This is a genomic window from Streptomyces sp. GbtcB6 (genome assembly GCF_019091475.1).
Taxonomy (GTDB): domain Bacteria; phylum Actinomycetota; class Actinomycetes; order Streptomycetales; family Streptomycetaceae; genus Streptomyces; species Streptomyces hyaluromycini.
Genome location: NZ_JAGXJL010000002.1, coordinates 79746 through 99895, shown reverse-complemented (window position 1 = coordinate 99895; position 20150 = coordinate 79746). Strand labels below are relative to the sequence as shown.

At 71.5% G+C, this 20150-nt stretch carries 19 protein-coding genes; 7 read left to right on the top strand and 12 right to left on the bottom strand.

What is annotated here, in order from left to right:
* Positions 1-18 precede the first annotated feature (18 nt).
* Both KVT45_RS03410 and KVT45_RS03405 read left to right on the top strand, forming a co-directional pair.
* Positions 19-831 carry a hypothetical protein gene (locus KVT45_RS03410; protein WP_254646278.1) on the top strand — a complete coding sequence of 271 codons (813 nt, stop codon included), beginning with the start codon at positions 19-21 and terminating at the stop codon, positions 829-831.
* A gap of 193 nt (positions 832-1024) precedes the next feature.
* Positions 1025-4399, top strand: coding sequence for a pyruvate carboxylase (locus KVT45_RS03405; protein WP_217544959.1), 3375 nt, complete (start codon positions 1025-1027; stop codon positions 4397-4399).
* A gap of 52 nt (positions 4400-4451) precedes the next feature.
* Here the strand turns inward: KVT45_RS03405 and KVT45_RS03400 are convergent, their stop codons facing one another.
* The 7 genes from KVT45_RS03400 to KVT45_RS03370 all read right to left on the bottom strand — a co-directional run bounded on the left by KVT45_RS03400 (position 4452) and on the right by KVT45_RS03370 (position 10425).
* Complete coding sequence (locus tag KVT45_RS03400; protein WP_217544958.1) at positions 4452-5426, bottom strand: hypothetical protein; 975 nt, start codon at positions 5424-5426, stop codon at positions 4452-4454.
* A gap of 154 nt (positions 5427-5580) precedes the next feature.
* A complete protein-coding gene (locus tag KVT45_RS03395; RefSeq protein ID WP_217544957.1) occupies positions 5581-6036 on the bottom strand; it encodes a hypothetical protein in 456 nt (151 codons plus the stop codon).
* A 41-nt stretch (positions 6037-6077) separates the two neighbouring features.
* A complete protein-coding gene (locus KVT45_RS03390; protein ID WP_217544956.1) occupies positions 6078-6875 on the bottom strand; it encodes a DUF4389 domain-containing protein in 798 nt (265 codons plus the stop codon).
* Between the two features lie 87 nt (positions 6876-6962).
* Complete coding sequence (locus KVT45_RS03385) at positions 6963-7739, bottom strand: polysaccharide lyase family 7 protein (protein ID WP_308310632.1); 777 nt, start codon at positions 7737-7739, stop codon at positions 6963-6965.
* 131 nt (positions 7740-7870) lie between these two features.
* Positions 7871-9085 (bottom strand): carbohydrate-binding protein, encoded by a 1215-nt coding sequence (locus tag KVT45_RS03380; RefSeq protein ID WP_217544955.1) that lies wholly within the window; start codon positions 9083-9085, stop codon positions 7871-7873.
* 116 nt (positions 9086-9201) lie between these two features.
* A complete protein-coding gene (locus KVT45_RS03375; protein WP_217544954.1) occupies positions 9202-9945 on the bottom strand; it encodes a YqjF family protein in 744 nt (247 codons plus the stop codon).
* Positions 9946-10074: 129 nt separating this feature from the next.
* Positions 10075-10425, bottom strand: coding sequence for a hypothetical protein (locus tag KVT45_RS03370; RefSeq protein WP_217544953.1), 351 nt, complete (start codon positions 10423-10425; stop codon positions 10075-10077).
* Between the two features lie 173 nt (positions 10426-10598).
* On the opposite strand from KVT45_RS03370, the gene KVT45_RS03365 reads away from it, so the two are divergent.
* The 5 genes from KVT45_RS03365 (at position 10599) to KVT45_RS03345 (ending at position 15125) form a co-directional block, all read left to right on the top strand.
* Positions 10599-11276: a response regulator transcription factor gene (locus KVT45_RS03365; protein WP_217544952.1), complete on the top strand. Its 678-nt coding sequence runs from the start codon at positions 10599-10601 to the stop codon at positions 11274-11276.
* Positions 11277-11313: 37 nt separating this feature from the next.
* The gene (locus KVT45_RS03360; protein ID WP_217544951.1) at positions 11314-12597 is read left to right on the top strand and encodes a cell wall metabolism sensor histidine kinase WalK; all 1284 of its coding nucleotides are present in this window, start codon (positions 11314-11316) and stop codon (positions 12595-12597) included.
* A gap of 72 nt (positions 12598-12669) precedes the next feature.
* On the top strand, positions 12670-13539 hold the full coding sequence (locus KVT45_RS03355; RefSeq protein ID WP_217544950.1) for an alpha/beta fold hydrolase: 870 nt from the start codon (positions 12670-12672) through the stop codon (positions 13537-13539).
* Positions 13536-14255: a hypothetical protein gene (locus KVT45_RS03350; RefSeq protein WP_217544949.1), complete on the top strand. Its 720-nt coding sequence runs from the start codon at positions 13536-13538 to the stop codon at positions 14253-14255. Before KVT45_RS03355 ends, KVT45_RS03350 begins: the two co-directional genes overlap by 4 nt.
* A 138-nt stretch (positions 14256-14393) precedes the next feature.
* Positions 14394-15125, top strand: a complete 732-nt coding sequence (locus KVT45_RS03345) for a GntR family transcriptional regulator (protein WP_217544948.1) — start codon at positions 14394-14396, stop codon at positions 15123-15125.
* Here KVT45_RS03345 and KVT45_RS03340 read toward each other — a convergent pair.
* From KVT45_RS03340 to KVT45_RS03320, 5 genes are read right to left on the bottom strand one after another with little or no spacing between them, the layout of a single operon-like run.
* A complete protein-coding gene (locus KVT45_RS03340) occupies positions 15115-15438 on the bottom strand; it encodes an L-rhamnose mutarotase (RefSeq protein ID WP_217544947.1) in 324 nt (107 codons plus the stop codon). The genes KVT45_RS03345 and KVT45_RS03340 overlap by 11 nt on opposite strands.
* Positions 15435-16958 (bottom strand): sugar ABC transporter ATP-binding protein, encoded by a 1524-nt coding sequence (locus tag KVT45_RS03335; protein ID WP_217544946.1) that lies wholly within the window; start codon positions 16956-16958, stop codon positions 15435-15437. Before KVT45_RS03335 ends, KVT45_RS03340 begins: the two co-directional genes overlap by 4 nt.
* Entirely contained in the window at positions 16955-17974 is a 1020-nt protein-coding gene (locus KVT45_RS03330) for an ABC transporter permease (protein ID WP_217544945.1), read from the bottom strand. Before KVT45_RS03330 ends, KVT45_RS03335 begins: the two co-directional genes overlap by 4 nt.
* Complete coding sequence (locus KVT45_RS03325; RefSeq protein ID WP_217544944.1) at positions 17971-19035, bottom strand: ABC transporter permease; 1065 nt, start codon at positions 19033-19035, stop codon at positions 17971-17973. The genes KVT45_RS03330 and KVT45_RS03325 overlap by 4 nt, the downstream gene beginning before the upstream one ends.
* The gene (locus KVT45_RS03320; RefSeq protein WP_217544943.1) at positions 19032-20120 is read right to left on the bottom strand and encodes a mandelate racemase/muconate lactonizing enzyme family protein; all 1089 of its coding nucleotides are present in this window, start codon (positions 20118-20120) and stop codon (positions 19032-19034) included. The genes KVT45_RS03325 and KVT45_RS03320 overlap by 4 nt, the downstream gene beginning before the upstream one ends.
* Positions 20121-20150 lie beyond the last annotated feature (30 nt).

The following is a 20150-nucleotide window of genomic DNA, read 5'->3' as shown; positions in this document are numbered from 1 at the left end:
GCGGTGTCGATGGGGGCGATGCCTTTCATGGAAGGCGACTGGAGCCGGGTGGCCGCGCGGGCGGTCGGCTTTGTGCGGCGGACGCTGCGCGACGAATGGCGCGCGATCGTGGTGGAGCCGGTACGGCAGCTGGTGCGGCGCGGGCTGTCCGGGCTCGTGCTGGCGTTCGTGGCCGCGTTCGGCGTCATCTTCTTCCACGGCATCGCCCAGCATCCCTTCGGCAGGAGACTGGTGTGGCACCTCGGCGGCGTCACCGCCGACCTGCCCCTGTGGCTCTCCCTGCTGCGCACCCCGGTGTCGCTCTACGTGCCGGCGCTCGACCTGCCGGTCTGGGCGGGCATCACCCAGCTCTTCCTCGCCTTCGCGCTCGCCGAACTCACCCTCGGCCGCAGCCGCACCCTCGCCGTCGCCTACCTCACCACCCTCGCCGGCACGATGACCGCCCGGGTGATGGTCGCGCTCGGCCCCGGCTGGTGGGGTTTCGGTCTGCCCCCGGAGGTCGGCCGGATCCTCGACACGGGGCCGTCCGCCGCCGTGGTGGGCCTCTTCACCTACCTGGCGGTGGTCCGCCGCGCGCCCGTCGTCTTCACGCTGACCGGCGGTTCGATGGTGTGGGAGTCCATCGCCGTACCGAACCTGGCCGGCCGCGAGCACCTGATCGCCGTGGCCTGCGCGATCGTCCTCGGCCTGCTGCACGGCCGCCGACTGCTGCTCCCCGCCCGCCTCGTGCAACGCCTCGACACCACACCGTCGTCGCCGCCCCGGTCGGACCCGCCGATACCGCGCCCGGGCCCACCGCGCCACCCCGTACCGTCCTTCCGGCTGCCCTGAAGACTCCCCAACCCTCCGGACTTCCCCGAAACCTCGTATGTCACGCGGCTGACCCGCCGAAGTGCTCAACGACGTCAATGTGATGGTTTTCGCACTTCAGCCGGTTCAGGCAACCCCTAATGTTGCGGCGAGCTACGGACGGGCGCGGCTGACACCATGGTGTTCGTCGCCGGCAGGCTGAAGGGATCCAGGGATGTTCCGCAAGGTGCTGGTCGCCAACCGTGGAGAGATCGCCATCCGCGCTTTTCGCGCGGGCTATGAGCTGGGTGCGCGCACGGTCGCCGTGTTCCCGCACGAGGACCGCAACTCGCTGCACCGGCTGAAGGCCGACGAGGCCTACGAGATCGGGCAGCCCGGACATCCGGTGCGGGCCTACCTGTCCGTCGAGGAGATCGTGGGCGCGGCCCGGCGGGCCGGGGCCGACGCCGTCTACCCCGGCTACGGGTTCCTCTCCGAGAACCCCGAACTCGCCCGCGCCTGCGAGGAGGCGGGCATCACCTTCGTCGGGCCGAGCGCCCAGACGCTGGAGCTGACGGGCAACAAGGCCCGCGCGGTGGCCGCCGCCCGAGCCGCCGGCGTCCCGGTGCTCGGTTCCTCCGCGCCCTCCAACGACATCGACGAACTGGTCCGCGCCGCCGACGAGATCGGCTTCCCGGTGTTCGTGAAGGCCGTCGCCGGCGGCGGTGGCCGCGGCATGCGCCGGGTCGAGGAACCCGCCGCGCTGCGCGAGTCCATCGAACAGGCCTCCCGGGAGGCGGCCTCCGCGTTCGGCGATCCGACGGTCTTCCTGGAGAAGGCCGTCATCGACCCCCGCCACATCGAGGTACAGATCCTCGCCGACGGCGAGGGCAACGTCATCCACCTCTTCGAGCGGGACTGCTCACTGCAGCGCCGCCACCAGAAGGTCATCGAGCTGGCCCCCGCGCCCAACCTCGACCCCGAACTGCGCGACCGCATCTGCGCCGACGCCGTCCGCTTCGCCCGCGAGATCGGCTACCGCAACGCCGGCACCGTCGAGTTCCTCCTCGACCGCGACGGCAACCACGTCTTCATCGAGATGAACCCCCGCATCCAGGTCGAGCACACGGTCACCGAGGAGGTCACCGACGTCGACCTGGTCCAGGCCCAGATGCGCATCGCCTCCGGCGAGACCCTCGCCGACCTCGGCCTCTCCCAGGAGACGGTGAAGCTGCACGGCGCCGCCCTCCAGTGCCGTATCACCACCGAGGACCCCGCCAACGGCTTCCGCCCCGACACCGGCCGCATCAGCGCCTACCGCTCCCCGGGCGGCTCCGGCATCCGGCTGGACGGCGGAACCACGCACGCCGGTACCGAGATCAGCGCGCACTTCGACTCCATGCTGGTGAAGCTCACCTGCCGGGGCCGGGACTTCAAGGCCGCCATCGGCCGCGCCCGGCGTGCCGTCGCCGAGTTCCGCATCCGCGGTGTCGCCACCAACATCCCCTTCCTCCAGGCGGTCCTGGACGACCCGGACTTCCAGGCGGGCCGGATCACCACGTCGTTCATCGAGCAGCGCCCGCACCTGCTCACCGCCCGCACCTCCGCCGACCGCGGCACCAAGCTGCTCACCTACCTGGCGGACGTCACCGTCAACAAGCCGCACGGCGAGCGCCCTCACCTGATCGAGTCGACCACCAAGCTGCCCCCGCTGCCGGCGGGCGAGCCGCCCGCGGGCTCCCGTCAGCGGCTGGTCGAGCTCGGTCCGGAGGGCTTCGCCCGCTGGCTGCGCGAGTCGCCCACCATCGGCATCACCGACACCACCTTCCGCGACGCCCACCAGTCCCTGCTCGCCACCCGGGTGCGCACCAAGGACCTCCTCGCTGTCGCCCCGGTCGTCGCCCGCACCCTGCCCGAACTTCTCTCCCTGGAGTGCTGGGGCGGCGCCACCTACGACGTGGCGCTGCGCTTCCTCGCCGAGGACCCCTGGGAGCGCCTCGCAGCCCTGCGCGAGGCCGTCCCCAACATCTGCCTCCAGATGCTGCTGCGCGGCCGCAACACCGTCGGCTACACCCCGTACCCGACCGAGGTGACCGACGCCTTCGTCCACGAGGCCGCCGCCACCGGCATCGACATCTTCCGCATCTTCGACGCCCTCAACGACGTCGGTCAGATGCGCCCCGCCATCCAGGCCGTACGCGAGACGGGCACCGCGGTCGCCGAGGTCGCCCTCTGCTACACCGCCGACCTGTCCGACCCGAACGAGCAGCTCTACACCCTCGACTACTACCTGCGGCTCGCCGAGCAGATCGTCGAGGCCGGCGCACACATCCTCGCCGTCAAGGACATGGCGGGCCTGCTGCGCGCCCCGGCCGCGGCGAAGCTGGTCTCGGCGCTGCGCCGGGAGTTCGACCTCCCGGTCCACCTGCACACCCACGACACCGCGGGCGGCCAGCTGGCCACCTACCTGGCCGCGATCCAGGCGGGCGCGGACGCGGTGGACGGCGCGGTGGCCTCCATGGCCGGTACGACCTCGCAGCCCTCCCTGTCGGCGATCGTGGCCGCGACCGACTACTCGGAGCGTCCCACGGGGCTCGACCTGCGGGCGATCGAGGACCTGGAGCCGTACTGGGAGAGCGTCCGCAAGGTCTACGCCCCCTTCGAGGCGGGCCTCGCCTCGCCGACCGGCCGCGTCTACCACCACGAGATCCCCGGCGGCCAGCTCTCCAACCTGCGCACCCAGGCCGTGGCGCTGGGTCTCGGCGACCGCTTCGAGGACATCGAGGCGATGTACGAGGCCGCCGACCGCATCCTGGGCCGGCTGGTCAAGGTCACCCCGTCCTCCAAGGTGGTCGGCGACCTCGCCCTGCACCTGGTCGGCGCCGGGGTGCGGCCGGAGGACTTCGAGGCGACCCCCGACCGGTTCGACATCCCGGACTCGGTCATCGGCTTCCTGCGCGGCGAGCTGGGCACCCCGCCCGGCGGCTGGCCCGAGCCGTTCCGCACCAAGGCCCTCCAGGGCCGCGCCGCCGCAAAGCCGGCACCGGAGCTGACCGCCGAGGACCGCGAGGGCCTGGCCAAGGAGCCCCGCACGACCCTCAACCGGCTGCTGTTCCCGGCCCCGACCCGCGAGTTCGACACCCACCGCCAGACGTACGGCGACACCAGCGTCCTCGACAGCAAGGACTTCTTCTACGGGCTGCGCCCGGGCAAGGAGTACTCGGTCGACCTGGAGCCCGGCGTCCGGCTGCTGATCGAGCTGCAGGCCGTCGGCGAGGCCGACGAACGCGGCCTGCGCACGGTGATGTCGAGCCTCAACGGGCAGCTGCGGCCGATCCAGATCCGCGACCGGGCGGCGGCCTCCGACATCCCGGCCACCGAGAAGGCCGACCGCGCCAACCCCGGCCATGTCGCTGCCCCGTTCGCCGGAGTCGTCACCCTCGCGGTCACCGAGGGCGCGGAGGTCGAGGCGGGCGCCACGGTGGCCACGATCGAGGCCATGAAGATGGAGGCCACCATCACCGCCCCGAAGGCCGGCCGGATCTCCCGGCTCGCCATCAACCGCATCCAGCAGGTGGAGGGCGGCGACCTGCTGGTGGAGATCGCCTGAGGCCGGACAGCCCCCGAGGGCGGGGAGGGCCGGGCGATCCGGCCCTCCCCGGCTACGAACGGGAGAAGTGCGCGCCCAGCCGGGCCTTCAGCAGGTTCGGGTCGCGCTGGGTGAAGTAGGCGGCGCTCGTCACGAACACATCGCGGCCGCGTACCGCCAGCGAGGTCGGGTTGGACAGCCCCTCCTGCACGGAAAGGACGCTGCCTCGGCTGCCGTCCGGGCTGACCAGCACGACCTCGTTGGACGGGTTCAGCGCGGCGAGCACGAGGTCCGAGTGCCCGGGGAAGACGAAGTCGTCGACCCCGGTGAGGCCGGCCGCCCTCGTCTCGGCCGTCCCCGCCGAGCCGTCCGCACCCACCGGGATGCGCAGCAGCGTGCCCCGGTCGGTGTTGGTCACCCACACCGCGTCCTTGTGCACCTGGATCCCGTTCGCACCGAAGCCGGTGGCCGACGGGAGCCCGGCGAGCTCGGTGCCCGCGGCCCAGGCCGTGGCCGTGCCGCCCGCCTGCGGGATGCGCCACACCGTGCCCAGCGCCGAGTCGGCGGCGTAGAGCACGCCGTGCTTCTCGTCGAGGGCCAGCCCGTTGGGCAGGCCGTCCGCCGGCAGCTGGGCGATCTGCTCGGGTGTGCCGCCGCCCGCCGGGATGCGCCAGACACCGGTCCTGCCGGTGCCGGTGGCGTAGTTGACGTACAGCGTGCCGTCGTGCGCGCGGGCCAGGCCGTGCGTGACCGCGCTGCTCACGAGGGGCGTCCGGGGGTTGTTCTCGTCGGGCAGGGTCGCGAGGACCCGGACCCGGCGCTCCCGGGTGACCTTGACGACCTGCCGGGCGAACGCGAAGGACACGTCGACGGTGCCGCCACTCTCGGCGACGACACTCTCGGGTGTCTGTCCGTGGGCCAGGTCGAAATGGGCGACGGTGTGGGGACGGGAGAGGACCGGCTCGTCACTCGCGGCCGGAACCGCCGCGAGCAGGCCGATCGCGACCGCGGCCGGGGCGGCGACGGCCCGGCGGGGGAATCGGGGCATGTGACCTCTTTCGACGGGAGCGCGGAGCTCCGGCGTACCGGTCACACCAACATGAGGCTTCGCCGTCCCCGGGCCGCGGCAGCCGTGGCCGCGACGTCGCCCGCCCGGCGCACGGCGTGGCCCCGCATGCCGCGCAGCCGGGTGACGGCCCCGCTCAGTTCCACATCGGGTAGCTCATGACCTGCGTGTATCCCTCCGGCCTGGCACCGGAGTAGGTCAGGTTCAGCCGCGTGAAGTGCTGCACGTTCGGGTGCTTCGTCCAGGCCGTCGGGCGGTCGAGCCGTACGGTCACCGGATACTTGTGGAACTTGCCGGCCGCGCAGTACGGCTTGCAGTCGTTCACCGCGTTCACGCCCTGGGCGACCGCCGTGTTGTCGTTCCACTGGGTCCAGTGCATGCCGGTGAGGATGCTGTTGCCGTCGCCGCAGGCCAGCAAGAAGTCGGTCGGCCTGAACCGCTGGTGCCAGAGGCAGTCCACGAGCACGGGGTGCTGGACCGACGCCCGCGACGCGGGCGGTGTCGGCGGCGTCGCGGAAGCAGTCGTCATGCCTGCCGTGAGCAGCAGGGCCGCCCCGAGTCCGATCGCCGTTTCCACCACTGGTCTGCGCATGGTCGCTCCCGCCCGTTCCGCCGGACATGTTCCCTTCGACGCTACGACCGTCCTGCGAGATGTACCACTTGCGGCGTATTCGCCAGCCCGTTGTCGTCGGAGTTCCCGGTACTGCGGGAGCCGACCTGGGTGACCAGGCCGAGCACCAGGAAGACCCAGATCAGGACCTTCGCGGCGGTGTCCAGGACCAGCGGCCGGGTGGCGGAGCGAACCTCGTCCTCGGCGGTCGGAGCGTCGCCCAGCAGCCCCTTCGGGTAGACGGGCGACAGCATGCTGGTGTAGGCGCCGAACCGCATCCGGTAGCGGGCGACCGCGGCCGTGGCCCCGAAGACCGGCCCGGGCAGCCGTCCCAGCACGATCCCGATGATCCAGAAGATCCAGCCGACCGCGAGCCAGCCGGTCGCCGCGAGGTTCGCGATGATCGCCGCCGGGATCATCAGGATCAGCCGGAACAGCACCGCGAACCGGTTCAGGGTGGTGGGCCGCAGCTCGATCTGCACCGGGTAGTCGGGCGCGGTGAGGGCGAACGGCGGATACCGGTCCACCAGGAGCATGGAGCTGGCCGCGATCCGGGTCTCGTAGGCGAGGTACTTGCCGAGGAACGAGGCGATGGAGTCGGGCAGCCGGCCCAGCACGAGCGCCGCGAACCAGCCGGCCACCGTCACGAAGAACGCCGCGATGCCGAGGAGGCCGAGTACGACGAACTGCGGGACCAGCAGCAGCCAGCGCAGCAGCACCGTCCAGCGGCGCTGCTGCCCGGGCCCCGGGATGTCCAGCTCCGGCCGCCACTCGGGGCCGTCAGCCGTGGCGGGAGGGCGTGGCCCCCAGCTCTGCGTCATGAGTCCTCCCGTCGTCCGGCCGCGGCGCGGATGGCCTCTCCATCGTGCGGCGGAACGACGGCCCCCGCCAGGGTGGACCAGACGAACTCAGCCGTGTGTGACGGTCAGACCGTAGAACGCGACGCGGGCGCCGTTGGTCGTGCTGTCGGAGGACGACTGGTTGTACGAGCCCGCCTTGAAGTACTGCTTGTACTGGTTGAAGGAGGACGGAATGGCGTAGTGGGTCGTAGTGCCGTTGACGGTCAGGTTGATGGTGTTCCCGCCGGAGACGGAGATGGTGTACGTCCAGGTCTTGCCGACCGACACATTGCCCACGCTGTGCGTGGTCTGGCCGCCGTCGGGGGAGTTCTCGGTGCCGAGCACGATGTCGCCGTTGGAGTGGTAGTACAGCTCCAGCAGCGGCTTGGTGGACGAGCCGCCGGTGCCGAGGTGGATCTGGCCCACGCACACGTTCTTGGTCACCGAGACCACCCGCAGGGTCGCGCTCATCTTGTGGCTGCCGCTCAGCGACCAGTTCGCGGCGCTGCCGTCCCGGTTCATCTCGCGCAGCTCGGAGCGGGCGTAGTTGGAGTTCGGGGTGGTGACGCCCTTCTCGGGCGCCCAGAAGGTCATCGCGCCGTCGCGGGTGTCGGTGTAGAAGTACGCGTCCTGGTAGCCGTTGGCGCCCTGCAGCCGGGACGAGGAGATGGTGGTCGGCGAGCCGGGGGAGCCGACCGGCTCCTGGAGCTGCCATATGGACAGGTCGAAGTTGCCGCCGGGTGCGACGTTCGGGTTCGCCGCGTCCGCGCTGCCGCCGAACAGGACGGTGAGGGCGAGGGCGAGGCCCGCGGCGGTCGGCGCCGCGAGCATCCGGGATCGGTTCACGTGGGGGGTCCTTTCGTCAGAGGGATGCGTCCGGAGTCCACTCCATGGGATTCATGTATGTGAACTCCGGCCGCATCCGTAACCCTCGATGACTCGTGAAGGTAAAGGTCCGGACCAATCCCGTCAAGAGGTCAGCAGGCGCCCTCGTCCTGCCAGGGGCCCCACTCGGAGGCGCCGGGCACCTCGTTCTGGGTCCACCACTTGGCCTTCCAGTTGTGGCTGTTGTACGAGACCTCGTTCCCGGCTGTGTACACCGCCGTCGCACTCCAGGCGGTCTTGCAGGAGGTGGGAGTGGGTGTCGGGGTGGGCGTGGGGGTGGGGGTGGTGGTCGGCGGGGTGACCCCGGCGAACTTCACCGAGTACTTGGCGAAGTCCCAGGCGCTCTGCGCCACGCTGGAGCAGGTCCCGGACGTGGTGCCGTTGTTGTCGACCGGAGTGCACTGGCGGTCGCGGTTCAGGGACCAGAACGTGAAGCGGTCCATGTTGTGGCTCGTCGCGTAGTCGAGCACGGTCTGGAAGTCGGCCTGGGTGAAGTACTCGCCGGTGTCACTGCGCCCGTTCATCCCGGAGAAGCCCTCGTGGGCGTAGGCGGTCGCCTGGTCCCAGCCGAAGGTGGACTGCAGGATCGAGTTGAAGTTGGTGAGCGCGCTGGTCTGTGAGGCGGCTCCGCTGAAACCGCCGTCGAACGGCATGATGGAGAAGTTGTTCGGGGTGAACCCCTGCGACTTCGCCTCCAGCAGCATCTGCTTGCCGAACCAGCCGGTCCCGTCCGCCGTGCCGGCCGTCGTCACCGACACGTACAGGCCCGGGTTGTTCTGCTGGAGGATCTTCGCGGCGCCGATCTCGTTCTTGATCGCCGCGGTGTTCTCGTACTCCGGCTCCTCCAGGTCGAAGTCGATCGCGTGCAGCCCGTACTTGGTGATGACCTGCTGGTAGGCCGCCGCCGTGGAGGCCGCGTCCGCGCAGGTCTGCCCCAGCTTGGTGCCGCCGTAGCCGCCGATGGAGACGGAGACGTCGCCGCCCTTGGCCCGGATCGTGTTGATCACCGACTGGACGGCGGTGTCGGAGGAGACCGCCGCCGTGCCGCCCCAGGTGGGCGAGCAGCCGCCGCCGTTGGGGGCCAGGACGAACGCCAGCTGGAACGCCTTCAGGCCGCTGGCGTCCATGATCGCGCCGGCGTCCGGCGGGTTGTTGTCCAGCGGCATCAGGTAAGGGGCGGCCGCGTACCACCGGTTGCTCAGCGCGGTGGTCGCGCCCGAGGCGTCGCTCGCGACGAGTGCGGTGGTGCCGGCGGCGGCGAGGGTGACGGCGGCCGCCGCGCCCAGACATGCGCGAAGGGGTCTCACTGGTGCCTCCAGGGGGGCCGGGGAGGTGGGGTGGTCCCAGCTTCCGGAGGTGTCGCGGTCACGTCAATGAATTGGACTGGACCAAAGCTCACTTTGGACTAGACCATACGATTTCTTTACCCGGGGTGGCGGAGTAGTTCCAGGGCCCCGAACCGCACCTTCACGCCGGGCGACCAGAGCACGCTGACCGGCGGCCCGGACAGTGCGGGCAGGCCCGCAGCCTCCACCAACTCGTCTTCCAGATCCAGGAGTTCGGCCCGGTGCAGCGGCCAGGTCGGATGCTCGTTCGGCAGGTGCGCGGTACGGCCGTGCCAGGTCACGTGCAGCCCCCAGCGCGCGGTCAGGAAGTGCTCCAGCGGGGAGGGCTCGGCTATCGGCGTCCCGATCCGCACGACCGCCCGGCTCGCGGCCGCCGGACGCCGCCGCCGGCAGGTGTAGGTGATCACGTCGCCCTCGCGGCGCAGCCGCATCGCGGACCAGATGTACGGCAGCCGGAACCCGAGCCGGCCCACCAGCACCGGGAGCAGCCGGGTCGCGTCCAGGGACTTGAACACCACCCCGCGCCGGCCCTGCCCGTCCACCGAGTACAGCCGTACGTTCGTCTCGCAGAAGGTGCCCAGATACGGCAGCCCCGGCCCTGGCCCGAAGCCCGTGCCCCGCATCAGGAACGGGACGAGACCGATGTACGTGACCCCGTCCAGCGTGTCCGGCCGGGTGCCGGCGGGCAGCAGCCCCGCCACCCGCTCCGGCTCCACCGGCCAGTGCAGGAAGGTCAGTTCATGCCACCCCTGCACCATCGTCGGCCACCGTACGGGCCGCGGGGTGGACGGGGTGATCGGCTCGGTCGGCACGGTCTCCATGGAACAGGGGTCATAGCACGCCAGTGCGAGGGCGCGGTGAGCGGGGCTGCCCGCGAGAGCCGGCGGGAGCGCCCGGCCGGGCGCCTCGTGACAGGGACTCCGGCTACTGCGGCTTGTGGCCCGGACGAGTCACCGTGTCGTCCCCGCCTTGTGGCCCGGAAGCGTCGTCACACCGTCCCCGCCGTCGTCGACGACGACGGGCTGATGCGGCAGGGCGGTGGCGTGGCCGGGCTTCCACCCGTGCGGCTTCGCGCCGGGCACCTCGGTGAGCGTGATGCCGTCCGCCGGGGTCGGAGTCGCCGGCGTCCAGTCGGTCGGCTTCGCGCCGGGCACCTCGGTGAGGGTGATGCCGGGGTCCTCGGTCGTGCCGTGGCCGCCGGAGGCCGCCACGGCGACCCCGCCCGAGGCGAGGAGCGCGACGGCGACGCCGGTGATCAGCAGGCCTCGGCGGCGGGGGACGCCGCGCCAACGTGTCTTCATGGGATCAGCTCCTTCTGGGGGACGGGACACGGAGACACCGGACCCGGTGCGGCATCCGGTCCCGTCGGGAACGAGTGCGTCCCCGACTCTCGCCGCCGTCCGCTGAAGATCCGCTGAACGTCCTGAAGATCCCCTTCAGCACCGCACGTCACCGGTGAGGCAAGGTGTACGGCATGCGTGTGCTGGTGATGGACGACGACGCGCGGCTCGTGGAGCTGCTCCAACAGGGCCTTCGGGCAGAGGGCTTCGCGGTGGACGCCGTGGGCGACGGCCTCGACGGTCTCGCCAGGGCGGCGGCCGACACCTATGACGTGATCATCCTCGATGTGATGATGCCCGGGCTCAACGGCTACAAGGTCTGCGCCCATCTCCGTGCGGCCGGCGACAACACCCCGATCCTGATGCTGACGGCCAAGGACGGCGAGTACGACGAGGCGGAGGGCCTGGAGACCGGCGCCGACGACTACCTCACCAAGCCTTTCTCCTTCGTCGTCCTCATCGCCCGGCTGCACGCCCTGATGCGCCGCGCACGCCCCGAACGGCAGATCGTCCGGCACTTCGGGGACCTGGAGATCGACACCGGCGCCCGCCGCTGCCGCCGCGCAGGTACGGACATCGCCCTCACGCCCCGTGAGTTCGACGTCCTGGCGCTGCTCTCGGCATCTCCGGACGTCGCCATCACCAAGGCCGCAATCCTCGAACACGTCTGGGACAGCGCGTACGAGGGCGGTCCGAACATCGTGGAGGTCAACGTCAGTGCGCTACGCCGCAAGATCGACCGGCCCTTCGGCCGGGCCAGCATCGAAACCGTACCCGGCGGAGCCTACCGACTCCGCTCCGACGGATCCTGACCGCCGCCGACGACGCCTGCGCCCGTGGCCGCGCACGGTGCGGGGCCGTGCCACCCTGGCCGTCGCCCTCGTCGCCGGTATCGCCCTCGCCGCCTGCTCGGCGGTCCTGCTCTACGCCGTCCATACCAACCTGGTCGGCTCCGCCCAGACCACGGCCCGTGACCACGTCGAGCAGGCTGCCCGCCAACTCGACGCCGGCACACCCGTGGCGAAGGTACTGACCGCCCTGCCGGACGTCACCGTGGTCACCACGGGCAGCGCCCACGGCACGCAGACCGGTGAGCCGGACGGCGACGGGGCGACCGCCTCCGTCACCACCTCTGGCGGGCCGATGGTGGTGCAGGCGTACCCCGACCTGGCTCCCGCCCGCACCGCCGTCGTCGTCCTGACCTGGGCCCTGGTACCCGGCGCCGCCCTGATGGTCCTGCTGGTGGCCGGTCTGAACTGGTACGCCATGGGCCGGGCGCTGCGGCCGGTCGAGGACATCCGTTCCGAGTTCGCCGACATCACGGCCCACAGTCTCCACAACCGGGTCCCCGTGCCCGGCTCCGAGGACGAGGTCGCCTCGCTGGCGGAGACGATGAACGGCACCCTCGACCAGCTCCAGCGCGCCGTCGAGCGGCTGCGCACCTTCACCTCGGACGCCTCGCACGAACTGCGCGGCCCCCTCACCACCCTGAAGGCACGCCTGGAACTGGCCCTGGCCCGCCCCGACCGGGCCGAGTGGCCCGCCGTCGGCCGGGAGGCGCTGCGCGACACCGTCAATCTCGAGGAGATCGTCGATGATCTGCTGCTCCTCGCCCGCCTGGACGCGCACCGGCCGCTGAAACTCCAACCGCTGGGCGTCACCGACCTCCTGCGGCGGACCATAGCCGAGCGGTACCCCCACCGGCCCGTCGTCCTCGTCGCACCCGCGGAGCCCGACGAGCCGGTCCTCGGCAGCCGCACCGCACTCGCCCGCCTCTTCTCGAACCTGCTGGACAACGGACTGCGGCACGCGCACAGCACCGTGACCGTCGAACTGCGCCACACCGAGGACGAGGCGGTCGTCGAGGTCCGCGACGACGGGCCTGGCATCCCCGAACCCGACCGCGAACGGGTCTTCCACCGCTTCACCCGGCTGGACAACGCCCGTACCCGCGGCGTGGGCGGCACCGGCCTCGGCCTCGCCATCGCCCGCGACATCGCGACCGCCCACGGCGGGACACTCACCGTCCGGCCGCCTCGCGCCGCCGACCGCGGCGCCCGCCTGGTCCTGACCCTGCCCCGGCCGGCCGGGGCCCTCACCCGTTCATGTGAGGGACAGGCGGCCCACAGCTGACCGACCCTGGTGCGGAGCCGGCCGAGGAGCCTTCCTGCGGCCGGTCGCAGGCTCTGGGGAGAGGTGGATCCGATGGTGCAGAGCTACACCGAGGCGCCGATCAGCAAGGTGACGGCCGCGAGCGGCGTGGAGTACGCGTACCGCGAGGTGGGCGAGGGCGGTGTGCCGTTGGTCCTGCTGGTGCATTTCCGCGGCAACCTCGACAACTGGGACCCCGCGCTGGTGGACGCCCTGGCCCGGGGCCGACGCGTCATCGCCTTCGACAACACCGGAGTCGGCGGATCCAGTGGCACCACACCGGGCACGGTGGCGCAGATGGCCGCGGACGCCATCGCCTTCATCGAGGCGCTGGAACTGGACCACGTCGACGTCCTCGGGTTCTCGCTGGGGTCCTTCGTGGCCCAGGAGATCGCGCTGATCCGGCCGGCACTGGTACGGCGTCTCGTGCTCGCCTCGTCCGCGCCCCAGGGAGCGCCCGGCATGCACGGCTGGGCGCAGTGGGTCATCGATTCGGTCGGGCAGGTCGAGACCGCCCCCGCGAAGATGCTCGACGTCTTCTACACCCGCTCTCCCGAGAGCCGGAAGTCGGGTGAGGCCGCGCTCGGCCGCATGTTCACCCGAGGCGAGCTGGACACGCCGACGACGTGGCAGACGCGGCAGGCGCAGTACGACGCGGTGTGCGCCTGGGGCGTCCCCGGCTTCTCGCTCCTGGAGCGGGTGACCGCGATCCAGGTGCCGGTGTTCGTCGCCAACGGCGACAGCGACCCGATGATCCTGCCGCGCTACTCCCACCTGCTGGCCGGGCTGATCCCCGGCGCGGAGCTGCGGATCTACCCGGACGCGGCGCACGGTTTCCTCTTCCAGCACCACGAGGAGTTCGCCGCCGACGTCACACGATTCCTGGCCCGGCCGCAGACCGATGAAAGGAACAAGGCCGTATGAGCGACCTGCTGGATCTCGCGCTGCACGCCCACGGGGGTCTGCAACGGTGGCGAGAGGCGGAAACCATTCATGCCACGGGCTCCCTGGGCGGGGTCCTGTGGTCCCAGGTCGGCCAGGACGGCATCCTCGCCGCCGCCGACATGAGCGTCGACGTGCAGCGCCAGCGGCTGGTCTTCGAGCGCTTCACCGGCCCCGAGCTGCGGGGTGTGTTCACGCCCGAGCGGGTCGCGGTCGAGCGGCGGGACGGCGACGTCGTCGCCGAGCGGACCGCTCCACGCGAGGCGCTCGTCGGCCATGACCCGGACACCCCGTGGGACCGGCTCGACGTCCTGTACTTCGCGGGCTACGCCATGTGGAACTACCTCACGGCCCCCTATCTGCTGACCCGGCCCGGCGTGGTCGTGGAGGAAGCCGAGCCGTGGCGGGAGGCCGGTGCGGACTGGCGCCGGCTGCGGGCCCGATTCCCGCACGGCATGGCCACCCACTGCGCGGAACAGGTCTTCTACTACGACCAGTCCGGTCTGCTGCGACGCCACGACTACGCGCCCGACGTCCTGGGCGGCACCCCCGCCGCGCACTTCGCCGAAAAGCACGTGCAGGCGTCGGGACTGGTCTTCCCCACCCACCGTTACATCGTGCCCGCACAGTCCGACGGGCACGCCCTGCCGGAACCACGCCTGATCACCATCGATCTCGACGAGATCTCCGTCGTCTGACGGCGCGAGAGGTCACAGGCCTTCCGGACTCCCGCCCGGGTGGCCGGGCCGCACCCGCCTGATCAGGACTTCCGGGCCGCTCACCCCGCCCACCTGGGTAAACTGGGGGTGACACGCAGGTCTTGAGGAGGATCCGGGATGCCGCCGCACACCTCTTCCGCAGCCGGGTCTCCGGGCGAGGGCGAAGAGCAGAGCGGTCCTCCTGTCCGGCAGGCGCTGTCGGACAGCGTGTACGAGAGCATCAAGGCGATGGTCATGGACCACGAGATCGCCCCCGGCGCCCGCGTCGGCATCGACGCGCTGTCCCGCGCCCTCAAGGTCTCACCCACCCCGGTCCGGGAGGCGCTGGCCCGGCTGGAGTCCGACGGACTGGTGGTCAAGCGTGCCCTGTCCGGATACCGGGCCACGGAGCTGCTGACCCGTCAGGGCCTGCAGGAGCTCTTCGAGATGCGGCTGCTGCTGGAGCCGAGGGCCGCCGCCCTGGCCGCCGGCAACGCCACCGAGGAGCAGCTGGACGGCCTTGAGCGGATCCTCGAGGAGATGCAGGTCCAGCCCAGCCCGAACGGCCGGTACGCGTCCTACCGTGACTTCGCCGGACTCGACCAGCGCTTCCACGAGGCGATCGGACAGGCCGCGCACCGGCCGTTGCTGGCCGACGCCGTGCAGCGCCTCCACGCGCACCTGCACATCTTCCGGCTCGGCGACGTCGTCGGGGCCGGCGGCCCGACCGTCGCCGAGCACGAGCGGATCGTACGGGCCGTGCTGCGCCGCAACCCCGAGCGGGCGGCCGAGGCGATGGCCGAGCACCTCACCCGCAGCATGGAGCGCCAGCTCCAGGAGGACGGCGGCGACGAGCCGGCTACTCCATGAGGAACAGCTGTTCCGCGGTGGCCCACCACTCACCCGGGGCCGCCTCCGGAACCGGTGTCTGACAGGGCGCGGTGCGCCGCCACCACTCCTGGGTCGCCTCGTCGGCGGCCATCAGCGCCAGATCGGCCGCCAGGTCGTCGCCGTGGTACTCGAAGTAGGCGAACAGCCGGTCGCCGAGCAGGTGGATCGAGTAGTTGGCGATGTGACAGCGCCGGAGCCGGTCCAGCACCGGCTCCGGTACGTCGCGGTGCAACTCCCGGTACCTGTCGAGCAGTTCCGGTCGTACGGCGATGACCTGGGCCACCCGCCTCATGAGCGCACCGCGTCCCGGTCGTGGATCAGACGGATGATCCGGCCGCTCATCCGGTCGTAGTCCCGGTCGTTGTCGACCTCGCCCCGGACGCGGTGGTCGGTCATGACGACGATCCGGTCGGCGAGGGTGACCATCTCCGCGAGGTCGCTGCTGATCAGCAGGATCGGCAGACCGTCGTGGGCCAGGTCCCAGATGAGTTCGTGGAAGGCGCGTTTGGTGCGGACGTCGACTCCCACCGTCGGTTCGTCGATGACGAGCAACCGGGTGTCGGCGGCCAGCCACTTGGCGAGGCTGACCTTCTGCTGGTTGCCGCCGGACAGCTCACCGGCGTTCTGCGAGAGGCCGGTGATCCGGATGCCGAGCCGCTCGACGAGGTCCTGGGCGACGGCGCGTTCCTCGCCCGGCGGGACGAACCCGAGCGCCCGGGCCAGCCTTCGCCACACCGTCACCGTGATGTTGCGGACGATGGGTTGATCCAGGAAGACGCCCTCCTCCTTGCGGTTCTCGGTCACGTACCCGATGCCGAACTCGTGCAGGGCCTGGCGGGGCGAACTGATGCGGGCCGGCCTGCCGTGCACCCGGATCTCGCCGGCGGTGATGCGGTCGAGGCCGAGCACCGCCTTGACCAGCTCGCTCCGCCCGGCGCCGACCAGCCCGTACAGACCGACGATCTCCCCGGGCCGCACCGCCAGGTCGATGTCCCGGTGCCCGCCGGCCGTGGCGACGCCGGCCAGCTCCAGGACCGGCGCGGCGGACCGGTCGACCGTGCGCGGGCGCATCTCGGCCGCCGCGTGGGCACGGCCCACCATCAGACTCACGATGTCGTCGTGGGAGTGGTCGGCCAGGGGCGACGACTGCAGCACCGACTTCCCGTCCCGCAGCACGGTGACCGTGTCGCAGAGGGCGAAGACCTCCTCCAGTTTGTGACTGACGAAGACGACACAGGCACCGCGCTCGGCGAGCCGCCGGACCACCTCGAACAGGCGCTCCGTCTCCTCGGGGGAGAGGGAGGCGGTGGGCTCGTCCAGGAGCAGCACCCGGCTCTCGGTGTACAGGGCCTTGGCGATCTCCACCAACTGCTGCTGCGCGACGGACAGTTCCCGTACCGGCCGGTCCGGATCGAGGTCGACGCCCAGCTCCGTGAGGCAGGCGACGGCCGGTTCGGTCATGGCCGCGTAGTCGACCAGACCACGGCGCGCGGGCGGCTTCTGCAGGGTGATGTTCTCGGCCACCGAGAAGCCGGGGATGAGGTTGCGTTCCTGGTGGACGACGCCGATGCCGGTCCGGGTCGCCTCCAGCGGCGAGCGCAGCTGGACCGGTTCGCCGCACCAGGCGAGGGTGCCGCCGTCGGGGGAGTGCACCCCGGTCAGGACCTTGATGAGGGTGGACTTGCCGGCGCCGTTCTCACCGAGGAGCGCGTGCACGGAGCCGGCGGTGAGCCGCAGCCCTACGCCGTCCAGCGCCCGCACACCGGGGAAGACCTTGACCAGATCGTGGCATTCGAGAAGGACCGTGCTCATCGGGCACCTCCCGGCTGCGGGGCCGGCGTGCTCTTCGCCAGCCGTGTCTGGTGCAGGTGCCCGCCGGCGACCGTACCGAGGACGACCAGACCGATCAGCAGGTTCACCCAGCTCGGGTCCAGCGAGAACTGGGCGCGTGCCGCGTCGATGAGCCGGGTCACGAAGGCCGCGAGGACGGTCCCGAACACCGCGATGGAACCGCCGGTCAGCGCGACCCCGCCGATGATCGGCGCGGCGAAGCTGGGCAGTAGCCAGTCGCCGCCGACGCTGCGGTTGACGCCGGGCAGCGAGGCGGTCGCGGTCACGGCGGCCACCCCGACCAGGAGCCCGGACAGGGTGTGGGCGGCCACGATCTGCCGGTCGGTGGAGATGCCCGACAGCCGCGCGGCGAGCGGGTTGCCGCCCGCGGCGAGCAGCCGCCGGCCCGCGACCGTGCGGTACATGAACGCGCCCAGCAGGACGGCCGCGACGATCGCCGTGACGAAGACGAGCGGGACGTCCAGCGGCGCCGCCGTGCCCAGGTCGCGCAGCGTCGCGGAGTAGCCGTCGACGGTCCGGGTGCCGACGAGCCGGTACTGCGCGCCGAGGAGGATCGTCATCGTGGCGAGCGTGACGATGAAGCCGTTGATCTGCGTGGCCACGATGACGACACCGGTCACCAGGCCGACGGCGGTCGCCGTCAGCAGCCCCACGAGCACGGCGACCCCGGCCGGCACCCCGTGGTCGGCCATCAGGACGCCCGTCAGACAGGCGGTGAAGCCGCCCAGGGCGCCGACGGCGAGATTGAGCTGGCCCACGCACAGCGCCACCATCTGGGCGAGGCCGATGAGGATGGGCGTGGCGAGGTACTGGAGGAAGACCCGTACCGAGGGGCCCTCGAAGAAGGAGCCCGACGACGCCACCTCCAGCGCCACGGCCCCTGCCACGACGACCAGCAGCAGCATGGCCGTCGTCGTACGGGAGAACCGGTGCAGCGCCGCGGCGGCCCGGCTCTGCTGGTCGCGGATCGTGCTCATGTGGAGCGCACCACCTTGCGATAGGACACCACGGTGCGGATCCGGTCGGCCGACAGGGCCAGGAGGAGGATGCAGCCGAGGTAGATATTGAGGCTTTCCAGACCGACGCCGAGCAGGTCGAGCCCCTTGCGGATGACCCCGACGAGCGCGGTGCCGAGCAGCGTGCCGAGGACGGACACCACCCCGCCGGTGAGCAGGGTGCCGCCGAGCACCGCGCCCAGGAAGGACGGCAGCATGAAGTCGTCGCCGATGGAGGCGCGGAACGTGCCCGTCCCGGCGGCGGCCATGAACCCGGCGAGCGCCGCGAGCAGCCCGGAGAGGGTGTGGGCGAGCAGGACCCGGCGTCCGGTGGGGATGCCCGACAGCTCGGCGGCGGCCGGGTTCGCCCCGGTCAGCAGCAGCTCCCGGCCGATGCGGGTACAGCCGTACAGGAAGCCGAGACCGAGCATGGCGAGCACGGTGAACTGGGCCAGCTGCGGGATGGCGGGCGAGCCGCAGATCGGGCCCGCACAGATGTCGGCCAGCGAGTAGGACCGCAGTGCGTCGATGCCGGCCGGGCGGGTGGTGAAGGCGGCGTCCTCGGTGAGTGCCGAGTACATCAGGGACACCAGGCCCAGCAGGGCGAAGTCCATCGCCAGCGTGACGACGAAGGAGCTCACCCCGGTACGGGCGATCAGCCAGCCGGTGACCGCGCCGATCGCCGCGCCGGCGGCAAGGCAGAGCAACAGGCCCGCCTGCATGGGCAGATGGAGCTTGTCGTAGCCGAGGCCCGCGAACATGGCGCCGAAGGCCGCCATCCGCCCGACCGCGAGGTTCATGTGCCCCACGGACAGGGCGACCATCTGGGCGAGCGCCACCACGGTGAGCGTGGCCACGTCCCGCAGCAGCGGGAAGAGCACCAGGCGCTGGTCGAGGAAGGCGGGCCGGAGCACGCCGAACAGCATGCTCAGCGCGATGACCAGCACCAGCAGACCGAGCCGCTGGTTGACCCAGAACGGCATCCGATGGGCGGCCGCCTTCTGTTCCGGGACGGTCTCCGGCGGGCTGACGGACGTCGTCATGCCACCCTCCGGTCGTCGAGGGCGTCCAGGTCCCAGTCGATTCCGATCCCCGGTACGTCCGGGGCCACGGCCAGGCCGTCGCGGATGGCCAGCTCGGTCCGGGTCACGGCCCGCAGCTGCGGGATGTACTCGACGAAGCTGCCGTTGGGCACCGCGGCGGCGAGGCTGACATGCAACTCCATCAGGAAGTGCGGGCAGACCATCACGTTGTGGCTCTCCGCCAGGTGCGCGACCTTCAGCCACGGGGTGATGCCGCCGATCCGGGCCGCGTCGACCTGGACGATCGACGCGGCCCCGGACTCCAGGTAGCTGCGGAACTGCATGAGCGAGTACATGGACTCGCCGACGGCCACCGGGATCCGGGTCGCCCGCGCGAGCCGGGCGTGGCCGCTGATGTCGTCCGCGGGCAGCGGCTCCTCCAGCCAGTACGGGTCGTACGGCTCCAGCGCGGCCGCGAGCCGGAGCACCGAGGACGCCGTCTGGGACTGGTTGGCGTCGGTCATGACGTGCAGCGCGGGACCGACCGCCTCGCGTACGGCACGCAGCCGCTCCGCGTCCTCGGCGGGATGCGGCTTGCCCACCTTGATCTTGACGCCCGCCCACCCCGCCTGCTGGGCCCGCAGGGCGCCCTTCACCAGCTCCTCGGTGCCCAGATGGAGCCAGCCGCCCTCGGTGTCGTACACCGGCACCTCCCGGCGGTACCCGCCGGCCAGCCGCCACAGCGGTTCCCCGGCCCGCTTGCAGCGCACGTCCCACAGGGCGGTGTCCACGGCGGCGAGGGCGAGGGAGGTGATGGCCCCGGTGGTGGTGGCCCGGGTCAGGGCGAACAGCCGCTGCCACAGCGCCTCGACGTTGCGGGCGTCCTGTCCGACCAGGGCCGGGAGCAGATGGTCGCGGAGCAGGGCCAGCACGGACGTGCCGCCGGTGCCGATCGTGTAGGCGTACCCGGTGCCCGCGAGACCGTCCGCCGTCTCCAGGTCGACCAGGACCGTCTCCTGTTTGACGAAGGACTGCACCGCGTCGGTGCGGTCCGTCTCGACGGCGATGTCGGCCAGCCGGGCGGTCGCGGTCGTGATGATGCTCATCGATGTCCGTTCTCTTTCGGGCTCTTCCGG

What these genes read in the sequence shown, in the direction of transcription:
- KVT45_RS03340 (WP_217544947.1), bottom strand. Translation starts at nt 15,438, where the DNA reads ATGAGGCGGGTGGCCCAGGTCATCGCCGTACGACCGGAACTGCTCGAC.
- KVT45_RS03355 (WP_217544950.1), top strand. Translation starts at nt 12,670, where the DNA reads ATGGTGCAGAGCTACACCGAGGCGCCGATCAGCAAGGTGACGGCCGCG.
- KVT45_RS03375 (WP_217544954.1), bottom strand. Translation starts at nt 9,945, where the DNA reads ATGGAGACCGTGCCGACCGAGCCGATCACCCCGTCCACCCCGCGGCCC.
- KVT45_RS03365 (WP_217544952.1), top strand. Translation starts at nt 10,599, where the DNA reads ATGCGTGTGCTGGTGATGGACGACGACGCGCGGCTCGTGGAGCTGCTC.
- KVT45_RS03325 (WP_217544944.1), bottom strand. Translation starts at nt 19,035, where the DNA reads ATGACGACGTCCGTCAGCCCGCCGGAGACCGTCCCGGAACAGAAGGCG.
- KVT45_RS03405 (WP_217544959.1), top strand. Translation starts at nt 1,025, where the DNA reads ATGTTCCGCAAGGTGCTGGTCGCCAACCGTGGAGAGATCGCCATCCGC.
- KVT45_RS03370 (WP_217544953.1), bottom strand. Translation starts at nt 10,425, where the DNA reads ATGAAGACACGTTGGCGCGGCGTCCCCCGCCGCCGAGGCCTGCTGATC.
- KVT45_RS03345 (WP_217544948.1), top strand. Translation starts at nt 14,394, where the DNA reads ATGCCGCCGCACACCTCTTCCGCAGCCGGGTCTCCGGGCGAGGGCGAA.
- KVT45_RS03320 (WP_217544943.1), bottom strand. Translation starts at nt 20,120, where the DNA reads ATGAGCATCATCACGACCGCGACCGCCCGGCTGGCCGACATCGCCGTC.
- KVT45_RS03335 (WP_217544946.1), bottom strand. Translation starts at nt 16,958, where the DNA reads ATGAGCACGGTCCTTCTCGAATGCCACGATCTGGTCAAGGTCTTCCCC.
- KVT45_RS03390 (WP_217544956.1), bottom strand. Translation starts at nt 6,875, where the DNA reads ATGACGCAGAGCTGGGGGCCACGCCCTCCCGCCACGGCTGACGGCCCC.
- KVT45_RS03410 (WP_254646278.1), top strand. Translation starts at nt 19, where the DNA reads ATGCCTTTCATGGAAGGCGACTGGAGCCGGGTGGCCGCGCGGGCGGTC.
- KVT45_RS03400 (WP_217544958.1), bottom strand. Translation starts at nt 5,426, where the DNA reads ATGCCCCGATTCCCCCGCCGGGCCGTCGCCGCCCCGGCCGCGGTCGCG.
- KVT45_RS03395 (WP_217544957.1), bottom strand. Translation starts at nt 6,036, where the DNA reads ATGCGCAGACCAGTGGTGGAAACGGCGATCGGACTCGGGGCGGCCCTG.
- KVT45_RS03350 (WP_217544949.1), top strand. Translation starts at nt 13,536, where the DNA reads ATGAGCGACCTGCTGGATCTCGCGCTGCACGCCCACGGGGGTCTGCAA.
- KVT45_RS03330 (WP_217544945.1), bottom strand. Translation starts at nt 17,974, where the DNA reads ATGAGCACGATCCGCGACCAGCAGAGCCGGGCCGCCGCGGCGCTGCAC.